Source organism: Rothia sp. HMSC073B08 (assembly GCF_001812975.1).
In the GTDB taxonomy this organism is placed as follows: domain Bacteria; phylum Actinomycetota; class Actinomycetes; order Actinomycetales; family Micrococcaceae; genus Rothia; species Rothia mucilaginosa.
Genome location: NZ_KV811076.1, coordinates 3,172 through 20,761 on the forward strand (window position 1 = coordinate 3,172; position 17,590 = coordinate 20,761).

Below are 17,590 nucleotides of genomic sequence, written 5' to 3' on the forward strand. Positions count from 1 at the left end.
CCCCCCCCCCCCCCCCAGTTACGTAGTAACGTCTGATGGGGAAAGCCCCTCACCGATTTGTTCGGTGAGGGGCTTTCTCGTGTCTTCTAAGTGCTGTCTTCTACGGTGCGTATCTTCTATGCCTGTTTCCCGCTGTTGTGGGTGGCTACCGCCGTTGCAGGTTCAGTTATTCGGACTCCTGCGAGGACTTATCGTGCAGGCCCTGCGGGCGCGGAGTCGGACGCTGCGGCTTGGGCTGAATCAGCTTCGCGTATTCTTCCGGGTCGTCCACGCGCAGACCGTACCGCTGTGCCGGGCGCTTCTGCGTATCTGACTTCTGAGCGGTTGCCTGGTCAGTGCTTGCCTGGTCCTGTTCGGAAGGCTGAGCGGGCTGTGCGGGCTGTGCAGGCTGAGCGGGGGCAACCGGTGCGGGCATGTTCTGCGCCGCGCTCTGAGCCATCGCGTTCTGCGCGGTCGCATCACGCTCGGGAAGGTTCTGGTTCGGCGCCGGCTGGCTACCCGCCTGCGCACGGTACGAGGGTGCCTTCGGGGCGCCGGTCGGAACCGGTGCACCATTCATCGAGACGGTGCTCTGAGCGGCACGCGCCTGCGAAGCTTCCGGGGCAGCCGCCGCACGAGCAGCCGCAACCGCCGCCGAGAAGCGAGGGTGCGCACCCAGCACGCGGCGTGCATCCTGAGCGTACTCCGGCAGAGCGTACATCACGGTACGCGAAGGAATCGCCTCGGTACGCATCGGGTAGCGACCCCCATGGGAGCGACGCAGAACGTACATCTGCCACAGCACAAACACGGCAACCGACAGCGGCACGTACTTGAGTGCTTCAGAGATAAAAGAGTCACCGGCAAGGGTCATCAGCACCGAAAACACCAGGCCAATCACCGCACCCTGAATCGCCGCAGAAATCAGGGCACGACCATAACCGGGCTGCACCGGGTACTCCACCTGGCGGATACCGTCATTGACCAGGTACAGCGCCGTGACCGGATAATCCTGCTCGCTGAGCACATCGAAAGCGGCGAGCGCATCATCGTGACGAACGAAGGAGGCGATCGCCTCACCGGCGGGCAGGGGCTTGCCCTGAGCCTGCGCCAGGCGCGAGGCCAGATATGAAGAAGGCGGGGTCGAGGGAATATTCGGCAGGTTAGAAGTCATGGCTCCTATTCTACCGCCCACCCTAACCCTGGACCCGGTGGGCAGTCAGCTCCTCTACAGGCGTAGCGAACACCTGGTCAATTAGGCTTCTCAAAGTGCGAATCCCCGCGGCGGGGCGTACCCTAGAGAGGTGAGCAATTCGAAGTTCAGCACCCCCAGCAAGATTTACATTGCCCGCCTTTTGGGCCTCGACGTTTTTGACCCCTTCGGTGACCGCCTCGGCCGTCTCCGAGATGTCGTCGTGCTCAAACGCGGCCTGGGCGCTTCCATTGCGGGCGCCCGCCCCGCCAAGGGCAGCGAACCCATTGTTGTCGGCATCATCGTTGAGGTGCTCGGCAAGAAACGCGTGTTCATGCCCATGACCCGTGTGCGAAGTATCGACGCTTCACAGATCATTTCGACCGGCCTGGTGAACCTGCGCCGCTTCGAACAGCGCAACTCTGAGACTCTCATCGTGGGTGAGCTCTTTGACCGCCGCGTGCGTCTGCTCGACGGCAGCGGCGACGCCGTCATTGAGGACGTCGCCATTGAGCAGCGCCGCAACGGCGACTGGGGCGTGACCGAACTGTTCGTTTCCCGCGTCAGCTCCTCCTCCAGCACGTGGCGCCGCCGCTCCAAGGAGACCCTCATCGTCGACTGGGACGAGGCGGTGCTCTCCACCGACGTGGAACCGCAGGCGGCAACCGCGTTCGTCGCTAACCATGAGAACTCCAAGCCCGCCGACCTTGCGGACGCCATCCACGAGATGAGCGATAAGCGCATGGTCGAAATCGCAGCCGAACTGCAGGATGAGCGCCTCGCGGACGTTCTGCAGGAGCTGCCCGCCGAGGACCAGGTGCAGATTCTCTCGCACCTGGACGACGAGCGTGCCGCGCAGGTCCTCGAAGAGATGGAACCGGACGACGCCGCCGACCTGCTCATCGAGCTGGACGACGCCCAGCGCGAGAAGCTGCTCGAGCTCATGGAACCCGACGAAGCAGACGACGTGCGTCGACTGCTCGAATACGACGAGGGTACCGCCGGTTCGCTCATGAACCCGGTGCCGATCATCCTCTCCCCGGAGGCGACCGTCGCGGAGGCGCTCGCGCACATCCGCGCCGAGGAGATCCCTCCGGCGATGGCGGCTGCAGTCATGGTGACCCGCCCGCCCCTGGAAACCCCGACCGGCAAGTACCTGGGTCTGGTGCACATGCAGAAGCTGCTGCGTGTGCCGCCGAGCGAGCCGATTGGTCACATCCTCGATACCGACACTGAGCCTGTCTCTGACCAGGCAAGTTTGGAAGAGCTGGCACGCGTGCTGGCGACCTATGACCTGACCATCGTTCCCATTGTGAACGAATCGCACCGCCTGGTAGGCGCAGTGACCATCGACGACGTGCTCGATGCGCTCCTGCCCGAAGACTGGCGCACTTACGATGATGGAACTCCCGTACGAAAGGTAGGACGACGCTTTGCCTGAATCGAACCGCCGCGACGCAAACCGTACCGAAGAGAACCCCCGCATCGATAAGGCGCGCATCCTCAAGGACCGCCTGGAGAAGAAGTACGCTGAACGCAACCGCGAGCGTGGCGACTCCCGCCCGCAGCGTAGCGACTCACAGCTGAGCACCCCCGGCACCCGCAAGCCGAAGCTGTTCTCGAGCCCCAACCCGGACGCTTTCGGCCGCATGACCGAGGGCTTCGCACGCTACATGGGTACCCCGCAGTTCCTGATGTGGATGACCATTTTCTGTGGCGTGTGGCTGGCGTGGAACTCCCTGGCGCCGGAGGAGATGCAGTTCGACCCGCGTAGCCTGAACTTCACCCTGCTGACCCTGATGCTGTCCCTGCAGGCTTCTTACGCTGCCCCCCTGCTGCTGTTGGCGCAGAACCGTCAGGATGACCGCGACCGCGTGGTGGCGTCCGAGGACCGTAAGCGTGACCAGCAGAACCTGGAGGAGACCCAGTACCTGACCCGCGAGATTGCTTCGCTGCGTATTGCTCTGCGTGAGGTTGCGACCCGTGACTTCGTTCGTAGCGAGCTGCGTGACATTCTTGAGGAACTGCAGAACATTGCGCAGGAGCAGGAGCGTCACGCCGAGCAGCTGCAGGACATCAGTGAGGACATTGAGGACCTGGAGGAGGCTATCGACGATATCGATATCTCCGAGGGGGAGGAAAAGGACGCTGAGGAGCAGGACGCTGAGGGCACCGAGAACGGTACCGAGCAGGCACCTGACAAGGCTGAACGCCCCGCGAAGGACTCCGCGCAGGATCCCCACCGAGGCGATTTGAGTCAGCCTCAGAGCCGCGGATCCCAGCAGGCAGAGCGCGCCCGTGAGGGAGACGCCCGTGACCGCTAATTCGCCCCTGCAGGATGCGCTCTACGCGGCGCTCGCCCGCGTCGAGGATCCCGAACTGCGCCGCCCCATTACGGAGCTGGGCATGGTGGAGACTGCGCTCGTGCATCCTGAACTGGATGAGCACGGTGAGCCGATTCCCGGCCGCCACTGGGCTGAGGTCACGGTGCTACTCACCATTGAGGGTTGCCCGCTGAAGAACACCATCGAGCAGCAGGTTCGTGACGCCGCCGCCACCGTTGAGGGTATTGAGCGTGTGCAGCTGCAGGTGGGTGCGATGAACCCGCAGCAGCGTTCCGCTCTGCGTTCGATGCTCAAGCCGGAGCGTTCCAACCCGTTTACCGCGCCCGGTTCGCTGACCCGCGTGTTCGGTGTGGTGTCCGGTAAGGGTGGTGTGGGTAAGTCCTCCATGACCGCGAATCTTGCCGCCGCGTTCGCTTCGCGCGGGCTTGCGGTGGGAATTATTGACGCGGATGTGCACGGCTTCTCCATTCCGGGTCTGCTGGGTATTACCGACGCCCCGACCCGCCTGGATGACCTGATTCTTCCGCCGACCGTGGACGTTCCCACCCCCGCCCAGCGTTGGGGTGAGCAGAAGGTCAGCGGCGGCTTTATTCGCGTGATTTCTATCGGCATGTTCCTCAAGGGCAACGAGCCGGTGGCGTGGCGCGGCCCCATGCTGCACCGTGCTCTGGAGCAGTTCATCATGGACGTGCACTTCGGCGCCCTGGATGTGCTGCTACTCGATTTGCCGCCTGGCACCGGCGATATTGCCATCTCCATGGCTCAGCTGCTACCGAATGCGGAGCTGGTGCTCATTTCCACCCCGCAGCACGCCGCGGTGGATGTGGCGGAGCGTGCCGGTACCCTGAGCTTGCAGACCGGTCAGAAGGTCGTGGGCGTGGTGGAGAACATGGCTGCCATGACCCTGCCGGACGGTACCGTGCTCGACATGTTCGGTTCTGGCGGCGGTCAGGTGCTCGCTGAGCGTCTTTCGGAGGCGCTCTCCTACCCGGTACCGCTGCTCGGTTCTGTCCCGCTGGATGTGAACCTGCGTACCGGCGGCGACGAGGGCACCCCGGTGGTCTGGAGCCACCCGAACTCCCCCACCGCCGAAGAGATTCAGTCCATCGCCTCGCAGCTGCTGCAGTCGGGCGAGTCGCGGGCGGGTCAGAGCCTGCCGCTCTTCGTCTAGAGATTGAGCATCTAGAAGCTGACGGCCAAAAGCTGATACAGAAAGAACCCCGCACCATCACGGTGCGGGGTTCTTTCATTTCAAAATCTTAGGTGGCGTCCACGTCGAAGGGGGCGTATGCGCCTCGCGGAAGAGCACGGCTCTCCGACTTTTCCTTCTCCTTCAGCAACGCCTCTTCACGTTCCTTCGCCTCACGCTCACGCTCGGCGTCATCCTCAGCGAACGCCTGCTTCACAATCACGCGCGGATCGTACTGGCGGGGGTCGTACTGGCGCCAGTTAATATCTTCCAGGCCCGTCTCGCCCAGGGCTTCCTTGAAGTCATCCTTCGCGTCGAACGCCATGCGGCGCACGGTCTTGACGAATTCACGAATCTGTCGGGCGTATTCGGGCATGCGTTCGGGACCAATCACCACAAACGTGATGATGGCCAAAATAATCAACTCGGTGCCACTAATACCAAACACAGAATATAGATTATCAGTTCCGAGCCAGCACCGCCGAACCCGCGGCGCTTTCTGGACGTGTCTTTAAGCTCTGGACAAGCAGAAGGCGTACGCTACAGCACCGCAGAGGGGCATTGCGCCCACGGCTAAGAACACCACATCAGCGGTTTACGGTGGATAATCTCCGCCGCCGGGTTAAAACGCTGCGGCTCCAACCGCAGGCACGCCCGCCTCCCGAACGCAAAAGACCGCCGGCAGCACACCGGCGCTCTCAAACATCCGTTGGATAGATTCAGCGGTTTACGGTGGATAATCTCCACCGCCGGGTTAAAACGCTGCGGCTCCAGCCGCAGGCACGCCCGCCTCCCGAACGCAAAAGACCGCCGGCAGCGCACCGGCGGTCTCCAGTCACGATATTCGGTTTACGGCGGGTAGTCCCCACCGCCGGGGAGCTGCTTCCAATGCCACAGCCAGCCAACCCAGCCCCACTGCGCACACGCACCCGCCACCAGCAACGCCCAACGATACGCCCGCGAACGGCTCGCCGCCGCCGCCACAATCACCAACGGGAACAACGGCAACAGCAGACGGAACGTCGACGACTGCGGATTCAAAAACAGAATCAAATACGCAAAATAGCTCAGGCACCACAGGTTCAACGGAGCCGCCAAAACCCTACGCACCAGAGGGCTCAAACACAAAGCAATAAAACCCAAAATCAGCACAGTCAGCAACACCGGAGCCACATACCCAAAGTACAGGTACCCCTGTGAAAGCCACGGCTGAATCGGCGCCAAATGGGTACCGCGCCACGCCGTCTCCGTGGCGGTGTACGCATCCACACGGCCCGTAGCCCACCACGCAATCGCAGGCCACACCAGCGCACACGCACACACCACCAAGGCGCTGACCAGCTGCCCCAGATGACGCACAAACGCCGTGCCCATACCCGACTGGCGGCTCGAACGCACCCAGCATGCAAACCACCACAGGCCGGCTGTCGCACCCAGGGGCACACCCACCGGGCGGGACAGGCACGCCAACGCCGCCACAGGAACCAGCAGGCCGTAGCGTCCCTGAACCAGGCACAGCAGCGCGCCGGCAAGGAACACCAGGTTCAGCGACTCCGCATACGGAACCTGAAGCACCGGCGCCACCGGCAAGAACGACACCAACGCCACAGCCCACATGGACAGGGCAGAAGGCGACTCCTCACTTGTGAAACCGGTCGCCTTCAACGACGCCTCAAACAGCAGGTAAATCACCCACGCCGCCGCAAAACCGGCAAGCAGAGCAACCGTCGCCGCCACCGGATAGTACCCGATGCCCGTCGCATGGCTAATAGCACCGGAAAGCTGCGGGAAAATCGGGTAAAAAGCCCACTGATTCTGCTGACCCACACCCGCCGCATTCACCGGTAGCTCACTCGGGTAGCCCTGTACCGCGATCTGCTCATACCAGCCGGCGTCCCAGATGCTAATGAACGACAAATAATCCAGGTGCTGACCCCACGGGCTGCGCAACTGCTGCTGACCGACCACGGCAAACACGATGAAGCCCCACACGCGGGACAGACCGTAAATCAGCAGCACCGACAGCCACGCGGGCAGGGCACGCAGACGCTCCCCCACCCGGTGCAGGCGCTCACCGGCGGCGGTGTACGCCCAGGTCAGAAGCTCATCAAAAGACTCGCTCCGTTCCTCGCCGGAGGCGGGGGTGGCGGCACCCTGCACAGGAGAATACGCGGGGGAATCACTATTACGTTCAGGCGAAACACTCACGGGCGTTAGTTCCCCTCAGCCTGCGGGTTCTTCCGCTTCTCCACAAAGTCATGCGCGCTCAAGGTGCTCTCCGCATCATCAGACAGGGGAACCGCACCGCGGCGAACCGGCTCAGCGGCAGCCACGTTAGCATCAGCAGATTCTGTAGCCGAAGCGGCAGCCTCCGCAGCGGGTGCGTTCTCGAGTGCCTTGTCATCTTCGGGAGCACCGACGAGAGGAGCGATAAAGCCGAAATCCTCCACACGATCAAAGGTGCCCAAACCATCACGGCCCACGCCGCTGAAGAACGCGGCACCGGGCACGGCACGCTCATTGGAGAGCGCCACGACGGAGAGCACCGCGATGCCCGAAATTAGCAGGGCAAGCAGAATCAGAAGAAAGTTCATGTCAATCTCATATCATGCAGGACCGTCAACCCCTGACGGTCACCTAAATTCAAATAGTAGCGCCAGCACCGGCAGAATCAGCGCCGCGGCTAGTCCTCGTCGCGGTCGCTGAGCAGCCAGGCACGCAAATCTGCGTGGCAGCGGGTCAGCTGGCTAAAGCTCACGTGCTCGTTATCGGTGTGAGCCAGCAGAGCGTCACCGGGGCCGAAGTTCACCGCGGGAATACCGATCTCGCTCAGGCGCGCCACGTCCGTCCAACCGTACTTCGGCTGAGGTTCCTGCCCCACAGCCTCAATCAGGGAAGCCGCCAGCGGGGTGTCCAGTCCGGGGCGTGCCGCCGGGGAAAGATCCACAAAGTCCAGCTCGTATCCGGCGAAGACCTCACGCACGTGGGCGATAGCCTCATCTAGGGTCTTATCCGGGGCAAAACGGTAGTTCACGTGCATTGCCGCCACATCAGGAATCACGTTACCGGCAACGCCACCAGAAATCTGCACCGCATTCAGACCCTCACGATAGTCCAGGCCCTCCACCGCGATGGTCTTCGGCTCGTAGGAGGCGAGCGCCGCCAACGCCGGTGCCAGTGCGTGAATTGCGTTCTCGCCGCGCCATGCACGACCCGAGTGGGCGGCAAGGCCGCGGGTGCGCACGAAGAAACGCATGGTGCCGTTGCAGCCGCCCTCAATGGTGCCGTTGGTCGGTTCAAGCAGCACACCGAAGTCTGCGTCAGTGATGAGCTCACCGTGGTTGCGAATCAGGCGTGCCAGCCCGGAGAGCTCGCTGGCGACCTCTTCGTTGTCGTAGAAGATGTAGGTCAGGTTGTAGTCGGTGTCTTGCGCGGTCAGTTCGGCGGCGAGCTTCAGCTGAACCGCCACGCCGCCCTTCATGTCGGTGGCGCCGCGACCGTAGAGCACGTACCCGTCCTCTTCTTCACGCACCGTGGACGGCACGGTACCCGGGGAACCCTCAACGGTGGGCAGGGGCACGGTGTCCAGGTGACCGGCAAGAATAATGCGGGTGCGTTCCCCCTCAGCGCCGGGCAGCGGCGGGAACTCGGTGCGGGCGATAATGGCGTCCCCGTCACGGGTCAGGTGCAGGTGCGGGCAGAACGACAGCGCCATGTGCACGGCGTCAGCAATTGGCTGCTCATTGCCGGAAACCGACTCGTAATCCAGCAGGGCACGGGTCAGCTCGGGCATGGACACGTCCAGGTTCAGGGGCGGCTGCGGTACAGGGTGACGCTCAGAAATATTCGGGGAAACGCTCATCCTTCCACCTTACAGGTTCCCCGGTACACACACCCGCGCCCACAACTTCCATATCGAGCATATGAGACGGTCTTGGAGAGACACCAAGCCCCAAAACTATAATGGAAGGCATGTCTGAAAACACTCCCCGTTACGCCTCCGGCGTTGCACTGGTCAATGTTGTTGTCTCTGGCGAGCACGCCGGCACCGTCCTAGATGCCTGGTTCCCCGCCCCCTCCCTGACCCAGACCCCCGACCTGTCCATCGCGGACGAGCTGGAGGAACTGGTCGCTGAGCACCCGGCGCGCAATGCCCGCACCGAGGTGCGCACCGCCTCCATCAACCTGGATGAGGCGCCCGAAGACGCAGTCGACGCGTACCTGCGTCTGCACCTGCTCTCCTACACTCTGGTCCGCCCCAACGAGCTGAACCTGGACGGCCTGTTCGGCACCCTAGCGAATGTTGCGTGGACCAACCACGGCCCGGTGCTTGCCACCGAGTTCCAGAAGCTGGCGATTGGTCTGCGCAAGCTGGGCCACCTGAGCGTGAGCCACATTGATAAGTTCCCGCGTCTGGTGGATTACGTGGTTCCCGCCGGCGTGCGCATTGGCGACGGTGACCGTCTGCGCCTGGGTGCGCACCTGGCGTCCGGCACGACCGTGATGCATGAGGGCTTCGTGAACTTCAACGCCGGTACCCTGGGCACTTCCATGGTTGAAGGCCGTATTTCTCAGGGTGTTGTGGTGGGCGACGGCTCGGATGTGGGTGGCGGCGCCTCCACGATGGGTACTCTTTCCGGCGGCGGCACTCAGCGCGTGTCTATTGGTGAGCGTTCTCTGCTGGGTGCGGAGTCCGGTATCGGTATTGCCCTGGGTGATGACTGCGTGGTTGAGGCTGGCCTGTACGTGACCGCCGGTTCGCGCGTGAGTGTTCTGCTGCCCGGTCAGGAGGCGCGTGTGGTGAAGGCTGCGGAGCTGTCCGGCGTGTCGAATCTGCTGTTCCGCCGCAATTCGATTAGCGGCGCGATTGAGGTTCTGCCGCGTGCGAAGAACACCGTGGAGCTGAACGAGGCGCTGCACCTGAACTAGTCTGTAGCTGAACTAGCGCTGGTTGCCCTTGCAAACGTTGGGGGTCGGCCCGCGAACTTTAGGGATCGGCTTTAGGGGTCGGGATGTGTGAAGCATCCCGGCCCCTTTTCTGCGCCCGGTGTTCCCTCGTCCGCCGCTCTTACAGGCTGGGCGCGAATCCGCGGCGGCTACGATGACCGTTTTCAGGGCGGGATGCTCGGGCTTTCGCTAGGCTGGTAGTACCGGGTACAGCGCACCCGCCATGACTGACCCCTTGTACAGTTCAGAGAGGAACTCAGATGTCTGAATCAACTAAGTCAGAGTCGACGATGAGCGAAACCTACCGGCACTTTATGCGACTTTTCCCCTACCCGCACGAGCGTATTCCAATGGGCGCTCCTGCCGCTGATGCCATGGCTCGTTACGATGAGTTGGCTCAGCTGGGGCGTGCGGAGGGGTTCGTTCCCTTCTTCCTGAACCTAAACGATACGGTGCTTGAAAGCATGGTCATTGCGGTGTCCCTTGAACACGACATCATTGACGATGTTGAGACTCTGACCCCCGAGCAGGTGAGCGCCTACACTCGTGCCGTCCTGCAGCGTTACCGTACCGCCCGGGGTGGTGCCTCCGCCGAAGAGTATGGCAGCGCAGTCATTGCCCAGCAGCTGCGCCGGGTTGCCGACGATGGCGAAGAGACTCACGAGGACAACCCGGACGACTTCAACCTCAACGAGCTTATTGACGAGTTTATGAGCTCCGATCTTCTGCCCGATGAGGAGCCCGAAGATGACGCCCCGACTCTTTCTGCCCTGCTCTGCTATGAGCTCCTGGATGAAGAAGAGAAAGGCGAGATGCTCCTGCTACAGATTCCGACCGATGACCCCGCCGATATTCCCGCGTACCTGCCCTTCGGCGGCTGGAATGACTGCCCGGACGCTCAAACGCAGCTGGCATTCACCCACTATTGGCGTGAAAAGTACGGTGCCATCCCGGCGGCTCTTGACGGTGCTGACTGCCTGGAGTTTCTGGTGGAACGCCCCGTCACCGACCCGGTCGAGGCGAAGAATCTGGCGGTCGAGCAGTTCGCGTTTTGTTCCGATCTTCCGTTCCAGGTGTTTGAGGATTTTGAGCAGCTGACGGAGTTTATTCACCAGAGCCGCCAGTGGTATTTCTGGTGGGATTAGAGGTCGACTCAGAAATCAGCTAATACGCGGATTCAGGCGCTGGGCAAAGGCGAGTGTCGACACACCTCAATAACGCCTCCCACGTGCTCACATCAGAGTGCACAAGCGCACAGTGTTCCGCAGTACTTACACCGCATGCACGGCTGTACCATTAGATACAGCTCAACAGCTTTTGTCCCCCATCCGGAGCACTTTTTCCGGATATATAAAGCCCGAAAGGACATCATGAAGGTACTCGTTACCGGCGGCGCCGGCTACATCGGCTCCCACACTGTACTTGAACTGCTCAAGGCAGGCCACGACGTCGTCGTCATGGATAACCTCGCGAACTCTTCCGAGGAGTCCCTCAAGCGCGTCGCTGAACTCGCTGGCCGCGCCCCCGAGTTCCACAAGGTTGACCTGCTCGACCTCGAAGGTATGAAGGCTCTCTTCAAGCAGGTTCGCCCCGACGCTGTGATTCACTTTGCGGGTCTGAAGGCTGTGGGCGAGTCCGCTGAGAAGCCGCTGTGGTACTACCAGACCAACGTGGCTGGCACCCTGAACCTGCTGTACGCAATGGACGAGGCTGACTGCCACTCCATCGTGTTCTCCTCCTCCGCTACCGTGTACGGTGAGCCCGAGTCCATGCCTCTGATCGAGAAGATGAACATGGATGCGCAGTCCTGCTACGGCCGCACCAAGGAGCACATCGAGGACATGCTGGTCGACCTGGCTGCTTCTGATTCCAAGTGGAACATTGCTCTGCTGCGTTACTTCAACCCCGTTGGTGCGCACGAGTCCGGCCGTATCGGTGAGGACCCGGCGGGCATCCCGAACAACCTGGTGCCCTTCATTGCGCAGGTTGCTGTGGGTCGCCGCGAGCACCTGAACGTCTTCGGTAACGACTACCCGACCGTTGACGGCACCGGCGTGCGCGACTACATCCACGTGGTTGACCTGGCTGACGGCCACCTGAAGGCGCTGGATTACATTACCCAGCACGGCGGCCTGCACACCTGGAACCTGGGTACCGGTAACGGCTACTCGGTTCTGCAGGTTCTGCACGCGTTCGAGGAGGCGTGCGGTAAGGAGCTGCCGTACAAGATTGTGGATCGTCGCCCCGGTGACGTTGCGGTCTCTTACGCTGATCCTTCCTCTGCTCTGGCGGATCTGGGTTGGAGCGCTAGCCGCGACATTAAGACCATGGTTCGCGACCACTGGAACTGGCAGAAGAACAACCCCAACGGTTACGAAGCCTAAGCTGTTTTAGCCCCTTGTGAGGGGTGTTGAAGAGTGCCCGATAGGTGTTATCTCACCTATCGGGCACTTTTCTGCGCTTTTTTCGAAATTTTTACCAAGTCGTGACTACCTCCCCAAAGGCGTTTGACACCTCGTGAGTACGTAGAAAAAGGGGAGAATATATTCCCTAGTCAGAGCCTTTTGTGAAGATGGGGTATTTTTTACCCATATTTTTACGTCAAAAATACTATAACTATGCATTCGTGCTTAAAAATTCACATTGCTTACACAGTAAAGTGAATATTTTGCAGACAGAAAACCGTATGAGGCGTAAGCTGAAAACTCAGCATACAGACAACCCGCATCATAGACGCACCTCACGTGAAAGGGTTCAAAATGTCCGCACAGGCAGCTCCCGAAGCGCAGAAAAACCTCATCGAAATCGCCAACGTCAACAAGTACTACGGCACCAACCACGTTCTGAAGAACATCAACCTTTCCGTGGGAAAAGGTGAGGTCGTCGTCCTCCTCGGCCCCTCCGGTTCCGGCAAATCCACCCTCTGCCGAACCATCAACCGCCTCGAAACTATCACCAGCGGATCCATCACCATTGACGGACAAGAACTACCCGAAGAAGGCCGCGCACTCGCCAAGCTCCGCGCCGAAGTCGGCATGGTCTTCCAGTCATACAACCTCTTCGCGCACAAGAACATCCTCGATAACGTAACCCTTGGACCCCGCCGAATCCGCAAAATGTCCAAGTCAGAGGCAGAAGCAGAAGCCATGAACCTGCTCGCGAAGGTTGGTGTGGATTCCCAGGTGCACAAAATGCCCGCAGAGCTTTCCGGCGGTCAGCAGCAGCGCGTCGCCATCGCCCGTGCACTCGCCATGAAGCCCAAGGTCATGCTCTTCGACGAACCCACCAGCGCGCTCGACCCCGAAATGGTCAACGAGGTGCTCGACACTATGGTCTCCCTCGCGAGGGAAGGCATGACCATGATCGTGGTGACCCACGAGATGGGTTTTGCCCGCAAGGCGGCAGACCGCATCGTCTTCCTTGCCGACGGCGAAATCATCGAAGAGGCGCACCCGGACGAGTTCTTCACCAACCCGAAGAGCGAGCGCGCCAAGGACTTCCTCTCCAAGATCATCAACCACTAAAGCGGAGGGACCGACATGCAAAAATATTCACGTAGGCTCGCGGCACTCGCCGCAGCAGCTTCCCTCGCTCTGACCGGCGTCCTCGCCGGATGCTCCAGCGCAGACAGCGACCACAAGATCCGCATCGGCATCAAAGTAGACCAGCCCGGCCTCGGTTACCAGGACGGCAACACCTACACCGGTTTCGACGTGGAGGTGGCACGCTACGTCGCCGGCAAGCTCGGCTACTCCGAAGAGCAGATTGAGTTCGTAGAATCCCCCGCCGCTAACCGCGAAAACATGCTCAACACTGGTCAGGTAGACATGATTTTTGCGACCTACTCCATCTCTGAAAGCCGCAAGAAGACCGTGGACTTCGCCGGCCCCTACTACACCGCTGGTCAGGACCTGCTCGTGCGTGCCGATAACACCGACATCAAGGGCCCCGACGACCTCAACGGCAAGAACCTCTGCTCCGTGACCGGCTCCACCAGCGCCCAGAAGGTGCAGGACAAGTTCGCCAAGAACGTGAACCTAGTCAAGCAGAACAGCTACTCCGACTGCGTGGTCGCCCTCAACGGCGGCGTGGTGGACGCCGTCACCACCGACGACATAACCCTCGCCGGTCTGGCAGCCACCAAAGCGAACAAGGGCAAGCTGAAAGTGGTCGGCTCCCCCTTCACGACCGAACGCTACGGCGTGGGCCTGCCCAAGGGCACCGACAAGTGCGAAGCCGTGAACAACGCCATCAACGAGATGGTTGCCGATGGCACCTGGGAGAAACTCATCACCAAGTACACCGAAGGCACCGGCTACCACTACAACACCGAAACCAACCCGCCGCACCTGGGCACCTCCTGCGCCTAGGCCTCTAGAGAGGTTCACGAATGTCATTCTTTGACCAACTCGGCGCCCTCCTGTCCAAGTACGATGTGGTTGGCGCCTTCATGACCAATATTGAGCTGACCCTCTGGGCGGCTATTGGCTCGTTCGTCCTCGGTACCGTGCTGGCGCTCATGCGCATCAGCCCCGTCCCGTCCCTGCGCTGGGTGGGCACCGCCTATGTGCATACTGTCCGTAATACTCCGCTCACCATCATGATGACTTTCGCCATTTTGGGTGTGTGGACGCAGTTCCAGCTCTCCTTCTCGCACGATTTCGACACGAACTTCTTCGTGTACGCGGTCATTGCCCTGTCGATTTACCATTCGGCGTTTATCTGCGAGGCGATCCGTTCGGGTGTGAACACCGTGCCGAAGGGTCAGGCTGAGGCGGCACGCGCTATCGGTCTGGGTTTCTTCGACACCGCCCGCCTGGTGATTTTCCCTCAGGCTCTACGCGGCGCCATTACCCCGCTCGGCAATACTCTGATTGCGTTGACGAAGAACAGCACTGTCGCCTCGGTCGCGTCGGTGGCGGAGGCCTCCGGGCTGATGAAATCCATGATTGAGTTCGACGCGAACATGGTGCTTGCTATCTTCATCATGTTTGCGATGGGCTTTGTCATCATTGTTGTTCCCATTGGTGCGTTGACCACCTGGTCATCCCGTAAGCTGGCGGTGAAGCGATGAAAAACCCTTTTATCAGTAATGACACCCGCGCCGCTTCTTCGGTGCTTTTCGACGAGCCGGGTCCTATCGCGCAGCGTCGTATCCGCATCTTCAACATTGCTGCGGTAGTCCTTTTTGCACTATTTGCGGTGTATGTGCTGACCGTGATGGGTCAGAAGGGGCAGCTGGAGGCAGAAAAGTGGACTGACCTGTTCACCGCCCGCGCCTGGAGCTCCTACTACCTGCCGGGCCTTGCCTCGACCCTGTCGGCGGCAGCGGTTTCGGTGGTTACCTCGGTTGCGTTCGGTGTGGTCTTCGGTATTGCTCGACTCTCCCAGTACCGCGTTATCCGCTGGTTCGGCACCGTGGTGGTAGAGTTCTTCCGCGCCGTGCCGGTGCTGATCATGATGATCTTCTTCTGGCTGTTCTTGGGCAAGTACAGCGGCCTTCCGCCGGCTCAGCTGCCCTTCATCGCCGTGGTGATTGGTCTGACCCTGTACAACGGCTCGGTGATTGCTGAGCTACTGCGTTCGGGCGTGAAGCAACTTCCTCGCGGTCAGGGCGAGGCGGGTCTTGCGATTGGTCTGACCCCGACCCAGACGCTGATTCGGATCCTGCTTCCGCAGGCGTTCACCGCGATGATGCCCTCAATGCTCAGCCAGTTCGTTGTGATTCTGAAGGACACCGCCCTCGGTTACATCATCTCCTACCCCGAGCTGCTCGCTTCGGCGCGCCGCATCGGTTCCGGTGACGGCAACGTGCTGCAGACCCTGATTCTGGCGGCGGCACTCTTCGTGACGGTGAACTTCGTGCTGACGGCTGTAGCAACCGGCATTACGGACAGGCTGGCGTCGCGCACCTCCGCAAAGGTGACCCGAAACCTGATTCCGGACGCTCTGGATAACCCGAACCCGCCGACCGTTCAGATGTTCGTTCTGCCCGGCGACCGCAAGTAACCCTTCTCGTTCGGGCTCCTCAGCCAACGATTATCAGCAGATACGGCAAAGCCCCAGCACTCCCCTTTCGGGAGGGTGCGGGGGCTTTCTGCTATGCGGGCTAGTTAGACCCGTCGGGGCTACTTAGCGGCCGATGCCTTCAGACGCTCAGCAGCCTTCGCCACCGCCTCATCAGAAGCGGTCAGGGCAATACGCACGTAGCCTTCGCCGTCCTCGCCGTAGAACACGCCGGGGCCAGCAATAATACCCAGCTCCGCCAGGCGACCAATGGAATCCCAGGTGGACTCACCGAAAGTGGTCCACAGGTACAGGCCAGCCTCAGAGTCCTCAATGCGGCCACCGGCGGCGGTAATCGCCTCCTCCAGCACCTCGCGGCGGGCACGGTACAGGTCCTTCTGCGCCGCCACGTGCGCCTCATCAGCCAGCGCCACCATCATGACAGCCTGCACGGGGGCGGGCACAATCATGCCGGCGTGCTTGCGGCTATTAATCAGGTTCGGCATCAGCTCGGGGGCACCGGCAATGAACGCGGCACGGTAACCGGCAAGGTTCGACTGCTTCGACAGCGAGTACACGGCAAACAGGCCGGTAAAATCACCATCGCACACACGAGGATCCAGGATGGACGGCACCGACTGACCGCCGCGCGCCTCATCCCAGGCACCCCAACCGAGCTCCGCGTAGCACTCGTCGGACGCCACCACGGCACCGATTTCACGCGCCTGCGCCACAATCTCACGCAGCTGCTCCACGGTACGCACCACACCGTTCGGGTTCGCCGGGGAGTTCACCCAAATCAGCTTCACACGGCTACGGGTGTCAGCGTCCAGCTCATCCAGGCTATCGGCGGGCACGGACTCGGCGCGGGCAAAGCGGGCACCCATATCGTAGGTGGGGTACGCAACGCGCGGGTACACGACCACATCGCCCGGGCCCAGACCCAGCAGGAACGGCAGCCACGCCACGAGCTCCTTCGAACCGACCGTGGGCATGATCGCCTCCGGGCTCAGGCCGGTCACGCCGCGGCGGCGCGCAAACCACTCGGCAATAGCCTCACGCAGGGCGGGGGTGCCGTGGGTGGTCGGGTAGCCGGGTGCATCGGAGGCAGCCGCCAGCGCCTCACGAATGTTCTGCGGGGTCGGGTCGACCGGGGTGCCGATGGACAGGTCCACCGGACCATCCGGGTGGGCGGCCGCGGTTGCGCGGTAGGGGGCGAGCGCCTCCCAGGGGTATTCGGGCAGGTTCAGGCCGTAAGTCATTGTGTCACCTGGTTGCTTGGGAATAGTTTTCGTCATTTTAGTCTAGCGTCCGTGCGCTGGCGTGCCTACAGCAAGAGCCTCCATTCCAGCGCCTAGACGGTGCGTGGGCACCGGGTGCTGTGATGGAGGCTCTTGGCACCCATTAGCGGGTGCGGTCAGTCTATGCGGTTGTCGCTATTATTCGCCGCAGGGATTACTCGCCACGAGGGGGCAGCGCCGCGATGAAGGGCACGTCCTTGCCTGTGGGGCCGAGCTTTGCTGCGCCGCCGGGGGAACCCAGGTCGTCGAAGAAGTCTGCGTTGGCGCTGACGTATTCGCTCCACTCTTCGGGGACGTCGTCTTCGTAGTAGATTGCTTCTACGGGGCAGACGGGCTCGCAGGCGCCGCAGTCCACGCACTCATCCGGGTGGATGTACAGGGTGCGTTCGCCTTCGTAGATGCAGTCGACGGGGCATTCTTCAACGCATGCGCGGTCTTTGACATCCACGCAGGGAAGCGCGATTACGTAGGTCATTGGTGTGCCTTTCTAGAAGCTGTTCGCCCCGTGCCCGCCGGTCTGCGGGTCGTCTGCTGCAGGGCAAAATCTACAGAGTAAACCGCCGAGTAGGTGGTACCCGGCGGGGAAGTCTGTGTATAGTCTATCGCGCACCGGCTGTTTAACCGTATTTTC

The 17,590-nt window shown here is 61.4% G+C and carries 17 protein-coding genes; 10 read left to right on the forward strand and 7 right to left on the reverse strand.

Going from position 1 to position 17,590, the window contains the following annotated elements:
- Positions 1-166 precede the first annotated feature (166 nt).
- Complete coding sequence (locus HMPREF2884_RS05605; protein WP_070616224.1) at positions 167-1,153, reverse strand: hypothetical protein; 987 nt, start codon at positions 1,151-1,153, stop codon at positions 167-169.
- A gap of 130 nt (positions 1,154-1,283) precedes the next feature.
- Here HMPREF2884_RS05605 and HMPREF2884_RS05610 point away from each other — a divergent pair, with 130 nt between their 5' ends.
- From HMPREF2884_RS05610 to HMPREF2884_RS05620, 3 genes are read left to right on the forward strand one after another with little or no spacing between them, the layout of a single operon-like run.
- The gene (locus tag HMPREF2884_RS05610) at positions 1,284-2,612 is read left to right on the forward strand and encodes a magnesium transporter MgtE N-terminal domain-containing protein (protein WP_005508498.1); all 1,329 of its coding nucleotides are present in this window, start codon (positions 1,284-1,286) and stop codon (positions 2,610-2,612) included.
- A complete protein-coding gene (locus HMPREF2884_RS05615; RefSeq protein ID WP_070616225.1) occupies positions 2,605-3,495 on the forward strand; it encodes a DUF1003 domain-containing protein in 891 nt (296 codons plus the stop codon). Before HMPREF2884_RS05610 ends, HMPREF2884_RS05615 begins: the two co-directional genes overlap by 8 nt.
- Complete coding sequence (locus tag HMPREF2884_RS05620) at positions 3,485-4,687, forward strand: P-loop NTPase (RefSeq protein WP_070616226.1); 1,203 nt, start codon at positions 3,485-3,487, stop codon at positions 4,685-4,687. The genes HMPREF2884_RS05615 and HMPREF2884_RS05620 overlap by 11 nt, the downstream gene beginning before the upstream one ends.
- An 88-nt stretch (positions 4,688-4,775) precedes the next feature.
- Here the strand turns inward: HMPREF2884_RS05620 and HMPREF2884_RS05625 are convergent, their stop codons facing one another.
- The 4 genes from HMPREF2884_RS05625 to dapE all read right to left on the reverse strand — a co-directional run bounded on the left by HMPREF2884_RS05625 (position 4,776) and on the right by dapE (position 8,567).
- A complete protein-coding gene (locus HMPREF2884_RS05625) occupies positions 4,776-5,153 on the reverse strand; it encodes a twin-arginine translocase TatA/TatE family subunit (protein WP_005505243.1) in 378 nt (125 codons plus the stop codon).
- A 401-nt stretch (positions 5,154-5,554) separates the two neighbouring features.
- Positions 5,555-6,913: a hypothetical protein gene (locus HMPREF2884_RS05630; protein WP_070616227.1), complete on the reverse strand. Its 1,359-nt coding sequence runs from the start codon at positions 6,911-6,913 to the stop codon at positions 5,555-5,557.
- 5 nt (positions 6,914-6,918) lie between these two features.
- Entirely contained in the window at positions 6,919-7,299 is a 381-nt protein-coding gene (locus HMPREF2884_RS05635) for a taurine ABC transporter substrate-binding protein (protein ID WP_070616228.1), read from the reverse strand.
- 89 nt (positions 7,300-7,388) lie between these two features.
- Positions 7,389-8,567 (reverse strand): succinyl-diaminopimelate desuccinylase, encoded by a 1,179-nt coding sequence (dapE, locus tag HMPREF2884_RS05640; protein ID WP_070616229.1) that lies wholly within the window; start codon positions 8,565-8,567, stop codon positions 7,389-7,391.
- Positions 8,568-8,668: 101 nt separating this feature from the next.
- Here dapE and dapD point away from each other — a divergent pair, with 101 nt between their 5' ends.
- The 7 genes from dapD to HMPREF2884_RS05675 all read left to right on the forward strand — a co-directional run bounded on the left by dapD (position 8,669) and on the right by HMPREF2884_RS05675 (position 15,661).
- A complete protein-coding gene (dapD, locus tag HMPREF2884_RS05645) occupies positions 8,669-9,634 on the forward strand; it encodes a 2,3,4,5-tetrahydropyridine-2,6-dicarboxylate N-succinyltransferase (RefSeq protein WP_070616230.1) in 966 nt (321 codons plus the stop codon).
- A gap of 278 nt (positions 9,635-9,912) precedes the next feature.
- A complete protein-coding gene (locus HMPREF2884_RS05650; RefSeq protein WP_070616231.1) occupies positions 9,913-10,797 on the forward strand; it encodes a DUF4253 domain-containing protein in 885 nt (294 codons plus the stop codon).
- A 225-nt stretch (positions 10,798-11,022) separates the two neighbouring features.
- Positions 11,023-12,036, forward strand: a complete 1,014-nt coding sequence (gene galE, locus HMPREF2884_RS05655; RefSeq protein WP_049341848.1) for a UDP-glucose 4-epimerase GalE — start codon at positions 11,023-11,025, stop codon at positions 12,034-12,036.
- A gap of 375 nt (positions 12,037-12,411) precedes the next feature.
- On the forward strand, positions 12,412-13,176 hold the full coding sequence (locus tag HMPREF2884_RS05660; RefSeq protein WP_049337287.1) for an amino acid ABC transporter ATP-binding protein: 765 nt from the start codon (positions 12,412-12,414) through the stop codon (positions 13,174-13,176).
- 15 nt (positions 13,177-13,191) lie between these two features.
- Entirely contained in the window at positions 13,192-14,022 is an 831-nt protein-coding gene (locus HMPREF2884_RS05665; protein ID WP_005508488.1) for a glutamate ABC transporter substrate-binding protein, read from the forward strand.
- A gap of 20 nt (positions 14,023-14,042) precedes the next feature.
- Positions 14,043-14,726: an amino acid ABC transporter permease gene (locus tag HMPREF2884_RS05670; protein ID WP_060824495.1), complete on the forward strand. Its 684-nt coding sequence runs from the start codon at positions 14,043-14,045 to the stop codon at positions 14,724-14,726.
- Positions 14,723-15,661 carry an amino acid ABC transporter permease gene (locus HMPREF2884_RS05675; protein ID WP_005508486.1) on the forward strand — a complete coding sequence of 313 codons (939 nt, stop codon included), beginning with the start codon at positions 14,723-14,725 and terminating at the stop codon, positions 15,659-15,661. The genes HMPREF2884_RS05670 and HMPREF2884_RS05675 overlap by 4 nt, the downstream gene beginning before the upstream one ends.
- 119 nt (positions 15,662-15,780) lie before the next feature.
- Here HMPREF2884_RS05675 and dapC read toward each other — a convergent pair whose 3' ends face one another.
- Both dapC and fdxA read right to left on the reverse strand, forming a co-directional pair.
- The gene (gene dapC / locus HMPREF2884_RS05680) at positions 15,781-16,920 is read right to left on the reverse strand and encodes a succinyldiaminopimelate transaminase (RefSeq protein WP_070616232.1); all 1,140 of its coding nucleotides are present in this window, start codon (positions 16,918-16,920) and stop codon (positions 15,781-15,783) included.
- A 193-nt stretch (positions 16,921-17,113) separates the two neighbouring features.
- Entirely contained in the window at positions 17,114-17,434 is a 321-nt protein-coding gene (gene fdxA / locus HMPREF2884_RS05685) for a ferredoxin (protein ID WP_005505213.1), read from the reverse strand.
- Between the last annotated feature and the right edge of the window lie 156 nt (positions 17,435-17,590).